The organism is Streptomyces sp. NPDC003697 (assembly GCF_053587115.1).
This window is the reverse complement of sequence record NZ_JBSFNN010000154.1, coordinates 1-5,163: the sequence shown is the minus strand read 5'-3', so window position 1 is coordinate 5,163 and position 5,163 is coordinate 1. Positions and strand designations below refer to the sequence as shown.

Sequence of the window (5,163 nt, the reverse complement as noted above, 5' to 3'; positions counted from 1 at the left end):
GAAGTACAGGAACGTGCCGCCGTCCTGCGGTGAGAGCGCCCGCGGCTAACGGCGCAGCTGCGCCGTTACTACCGTCACCGCCGGGCAGGAGGTCCGCGTCAGGCCGTGTGCAGCGTCAGCCCGTAGCGGCTGAGGATCTCGTTCACCGGCTGGTACCACGTCTCGCCGCCGGAGCTGCAGTTACCCCAGCCGCCCGAGGTGACCCCCTGGGCCTGGTCGCCGCTGATGAAGGAGCCTCCGGAGTCGCCGGGTTCGGCGCAGACGCTGGTCTTCGTCATCTGGTGCACCGCGCCCTGGGCGTAGTTGACGGTCTCGTTCTTGGCGAGCACCGTCCCGCAGTGCCAGTGCGAGGTCGACCCGGAGCGGCAGATCGAGGCGCCGATCGGCGCCTCGGCCGAGCCGCGCACCAGCTGGTCGGAGACGGTGCCCCAGCCGAGTACGACGGGCACGGTCCACCATCCGCTGCCGACGTTGACCCAGGCGTAGTCGTTGTCGGGGAACGAGGAGCCCTGGAAGTTGCCGATGTAGGAGCCGTCCCAGCCGCTCACGCCCATGCCCGGCTGCCCGCAGTGCCCGGCGGTGACGAATCCGCCGTAGACGGAGAAGCCGATGGAGCAGCGGACGTTGCCCGTGTAGTACGGGTCGCCGCCGACGGTACCCGCGGCGAACGTGCGCGGCGCCTGCGGTGCTTCGGTCACGGTCACGGGGCCGACCCTGCGTGCGCGGGCGACGAACTCGCTGACATCGTTGTCGTCCTTGCTGGACGCGACCACGGTGATGGCGACCGAGCTGGACCGCGGGTCCACGTGCCAGCCGCTGACACCGCTGGGCGCCCGCATGGCATCGAGTTCGGCCTTCGCCGCGTTCAACTGCCGCTCGGTGTGGGCCACGCGCACGACCTCGGCTCCGGTGGCCTCGACGGCCGCGCGGCGCGATGCGTCGGCGAGGGCGACGACGAGCGCGCCGCGATCCGCGTCGAACCACGCGCCGCCGAACGACGCCCCGGCGGCCTTGCGTGCGGCGCCCTCCACCTCACGCGCCGCGGTCTCCGCCGCGAGGCGGGCGGTGGCCTGAGTCTTCGTCAGGTGCAGATCGCGTTGCAGGGCCGCTATCAGGGCCGCCGAGGCCGGGGCCTTGACGGCTGCCGTCGACTCGGCGGAGGGGGCCGGCGCCGCGGACGCCTGTCCGCTCAGGCCTGCAACGGCGGAGGCGAGCAGCAGTGCCGCGGACAGGCCGGCGCGCAGAACTGTGGTGCGTCTCATGGGGGTTGCCTTTCTTCGTTCCGGTCACGGTGGGGGGTGGAGCGGAAGGGCAGACGTGCTGAGAGCGCTCTCATGGGAGCCGCGGAGGAAACGGTAGCCGCGCCACTGCCGTCAGGTCCATGCCAATGCACAACCGATTCGCGTCATGCACGGCACCGGGACGACGGGAACTGGAACGACGGGAACTGGGCGGCACGCGACATCGACTGAGTGCGTTGTGGCAAACCGGATCTCGTTCGAAGCCTGCGGTGCGGGTGATCATTCGGACAGAGATGCCGGTGTGGTTGTGGGCATGAAGAAACGGGCCCCTTGGTAGTGACGTGGTTGTTGAAGCCGGTCACGAGCAAGGAGACCCGTTGTCTGACGAGTTGAGCATCTCTGCTGTGCCTGCATCCACTGCGGTCACCCCTGGGTGTGACCGCGACGTCCACAGGTTGGGTTCGATCGCTCCGGGTCGGCGGGTGCGGTGCTGTCCGAGGGACATGACGGATGCGGAGTGGGCCGAGGTCCGCTCCGGGATGCCGGTGCCGGCGTGGCTGCTCAAGCAGGGCGGGCGTCCGGGGGCGTACTGCCGTCGCGAGACGCAGTCACCACCGCGGCGAACACCTCCCGGTACAGGCCGCTGAGCGCCTCCTCGCCCATCCCCGACCGCCACACCGGCGGCCACTCGCCATGCCCCGCCCCCAAGCCGCCCGCTCCCACGGCGGCAGCCGTCTCACCACCAGACGGCACGGAAACCGGCGTATTCACCGGACTCTCCTCCGCCAGCACCGACACGAGCTCCTCACGCCCCACCCGGGCCCGCTCGACCCGCTCCCGCGCGGCATCCACCTCCGCCTGAGCCTGCTCCAAAACCTCCGTCCAGGACTCCAGATCCTGCCTCGCCCGCGCCTCACGCCGTTCCATCAACCCCAGCACCGACGGCATCGCACCCTCCTCGATCAACAGAACGAGTGAAGCTTTTGCCCCGGATACGACTGCGCGTTAGCATTCGATTCCACAAGTTCCGGAGGGTGCCGGAACTTGTGCCGAGCGTGTTTGCATGCATGTATCCGCCGGCCGGCGGATACATGCTCCTGGTTGCGATCCCTCTTCATCGGTCATAGGTTTGTATGGGCTCTCATGACCGCAAAAGAACCGACGGACCAATTGCCCCGAAATTCTCGTTCCTAATTTCGGAACAGGAACAGGAGCAGGACGTGACTGGGAGAAAGGTATCGAGCCGCGGCGTCGTCGCACTGCTGGCGACCCTCTGTATCGGGGGCAGCGCTACCCCGACATCCCTGGTGAGCTCGCAGGTCGATTCGAGGGAACCTCCCGGCGCACCCGCGCAGAACAAGCAACGCCTGCAGCCTGTCGCGGAATTCAACGGGGCTATGCCCACAGGAGTGAGCGTCTCACGCACCGGCCGGGTGTTCGTGAACTTCCCCCACTGGGGCGACAAGGTGCAGTACTCGGTCGCCGAAGTGCGCAATGGGAAAACCGTCCCCTACCCGAACCGCGAGATCAACACCGCCGACACACGCGACCCCGCGCATCACTTCCTGGGGGTGCAGAGCGTCGTCGTCGACGCCGCCGACCGGCTGTGGGTCGTGGACACCGGGCGCATCCAGTTCGGCAACGCACCAGTGGGCGGGCCCAAACTCGTCGCCATAGACCTGCGCACCAACAAGGTCATCCGGACCATCCTGCTGCCCCGTCAGGTCGCCGGCCCCCGTAGTTTCGTGAACGATGTGCGACTCGACCTCACCCGAGGCAAGGCGGGCACGGCCTACCTCACGGACGCCTCCTCGGACGGCCCCAACGGGCTGATCGTCGTGGATCTGGCGTCCGGGACATCCTGGCGCCGACTGAACAACGTGCCCTCGGTACGCCCGGTGCCCGACTTCGTTCCCGTCGTCGAGGGGAAGCCAATGCTCAACCGGCCGGCACACGGTCCCACCAGCCCCATCAACATCGGGTCGGACGGCATCGCCCTGAGCCCGGATGGCAAGACCCTCTACTACTGCCCCCTGTCCAGCCGCACCTTGTACTCCGTGCCGACAAGCGGTCTGACCGACCGCCGGGTAGCGGATTCCAAGATCGCGAAGACCGTTCGCAATCTCGGCACGAAAGGGATGTCCGACGGGCTGGAGACGGACAACGCGGGCCGCGTGTACGGAGGCGACATCGAGCACAACGCGCTCGTCTTCCGCGACACCGACGGGCGATTCCGCACCCTGGTCCACGACAACCGGCTGATCTGGCCGGACACCTTGTCGATCGGCTACGACCGGAACCTGTACGTGATGGCCAATCAGCTGAACCGGCAGCCCGCATACAACGCCGGCGTCGATCTTCGGCGCAAGCCCTACGTGCTCTACCGGATCCCGGTCGACGGCGGCCCCGCCCGTCGGTAGACCTCGGGGCGGCCCTTCCTCCGGCATCCGCGAGCGCGCCGAGTCCGTGATCAACGACGAACTGGCCGTCGCAGGCGCCTGAGCACACGCCTTCCTGACGCGAACCCCGCTGCCGCCCCCCAAGTCAGGTCGAAAGGCACCGGCTTTCCACCTGACTCCCGCCCTGCTCTAGTGTGGCGCGGGAGCAAACGCAGGGGGAGGAATCGGCGTGCAGCAGATCGGCGCCTACATGGTCGAGCGGGTGCTCGGCGAAGGCGGCATGGGCACCGTCTATCTGGCGAGATCGCGTGGCGGCCGGAGCGTGGCCGTGAAGGTCGCCAAACCGGAGCTCGCGCGGGACCCGGAGTTCCGCGAGCGTTTCCGCGCCGAGATCACCGCCGCCCGCGCGGTGGGCGGTTTCCACACGGCGCCGGTCGTGGACGCGGATCCGGACGCTCCCTCGCCCTGGCTCGCCACCGCGTACGTGCCCGGTCCCACCCTGGCCGGCCTCCTCACCGCCCAGGGGCCGATGGACGAGGGGGCGCTGCGCCGGCTGGGCCTGGCGCTGGCCGAGGCACTGCAGGCCATTCACGCCTGTGGGCTGGTCCATCGCGACCTGAAACCCGGCAACATCATCATGGCCGACGACGGCCCCAGGGTCGTGGACTTCGGCATCGCCCGGGCGCTCGAGGGGTCCCGGCTCACGGTGACGGGAGCGGCGCTCGGCACTCCGGGATTCCTCGCGCCGGAGCAGGCGGAGGGGCTTCCCGTCACCGCCGCGGCGGACATCTTCGCGCTGGGTGCCGTCCTCGTCGCGGCGGCCGGCGGCAGCGCCTTCGGGGAGGGCACGCCGATGATGCTGATGTACCGCTCGGTCCATCACGAGGCCGACATGGCGGCCGTGCCCGCGGGGCTGCGGCCGACGGTGGCCGCGTGCATGGCCAAGGAACCGGGGCAACGGCCCACCGCCGGGCAGCTGCTGGACCTGCTCGCGCCCGCACAGAGCAGTGTCCCGCCCGCCTACACGCCGACGATGTTCGCTCCCCCTTCCTCGCCCACGGCGCCGCCCGTCGCCCATATGCCGACGGTCTCCGCGGCTTCGCCGTACCCACCCGTTCCCGCGGTGCCGCCCCCGCCCACGCCCCCGGGTGGCTTCGGGCCGCCCGAGCCGGTGACGGCGGGCGAGGGGCACGAGTTCCTCGCCATGGACCGCAAGAACGCCGTCGTCGCCGATGCGCACGGCATCTCCCTCGGGATCAACGGCCGCGCCTTCGACTTCCCCTGGCACGCCGTCCGCGCCATCACCCACAGCAAGTCGGGGCGCGGCCTCTCCCTCACCGTCACGGTCTACCTCCACGACGGCACCTCGCAGTCAGGCCGGGTCACCACCCGCGACGCGGACGAACTCGACGACTGGATCACCCAGCTGACAGTGCACGGCCACGCCGGCGGCCGCAAGCCGCGTCGCCGCGACGCCGAGCAGGTCGCCCACCTCCTCCTCGGACAGGGCCAGGACGTCGGGC

At 69.7% G+C, this 5,163-nt stretch carries 4 protein-coding genes; 2 read left to right on the top strand and 2 right to left on the bottom strand.

Features of this window, described 5'->3' with window-relative positions; all coding sequences use genetic code 11:
- Positions 1–98: 98 nt before the first annotated feature.
- Together ACWDNY_RS31140 and ACWDNY_RS31135 are read right to left on the bottom strand one after the other, a co-directional pair.
- The gene (locus ACWDNY_RS31140; RefSeq protein ID WP_451649162.1) at positions 99–1,262 is read right to left on the bottom strand and encodes a S1 family peptidase; all 1,164 of its coding nucleotides are present in this window, start codon (positions 1,260–1,262) and stop codon (positions 99–101) included.
- 540 nt (positions 1,263–1,802) lie between these two features.
- A complete protein-coding gene (locus tag ACWDNY_RS31135) occupies positions 1,803–2,207 on the bottom strand; it encodes a hypothetical protein (protein WP_451649161.1) in 405 nt (134 codons plus the stop codon).
- A 341-nt stretch (positions 2,208–2,548) separates the two neighbouring features.
- On the opposite strand from ACWDNY_RS31135, the gene ACWDNY_RS31130 reads away from it, so the two are divergent.
- Together ACWDNY_RS31130 and ACWDNY_RS31125 are read left to right on the top strand one after the other, a co-directional pair.
- Positions 2,549–3,661, top strand: a complete 1,113-nt coding sequence (locus ACWDNY_RS31130) for an L-dopachrome tautomerase-related protein (protein WP_451649160.1) — start codon at positions 2,549–2,551, stop codon at positions 3,659–3,661.
- Positions 3,662–3,869: 208 nt separating this feature from the next.
- Positions 3,870–5,163: serine/threonine-protein kinase (locus ACWDNY_RS31125; RefSeq protein ID WP_451649159.1), on the top strand; the 1,294-nt coding region annotated here is incomplete at its 3' end.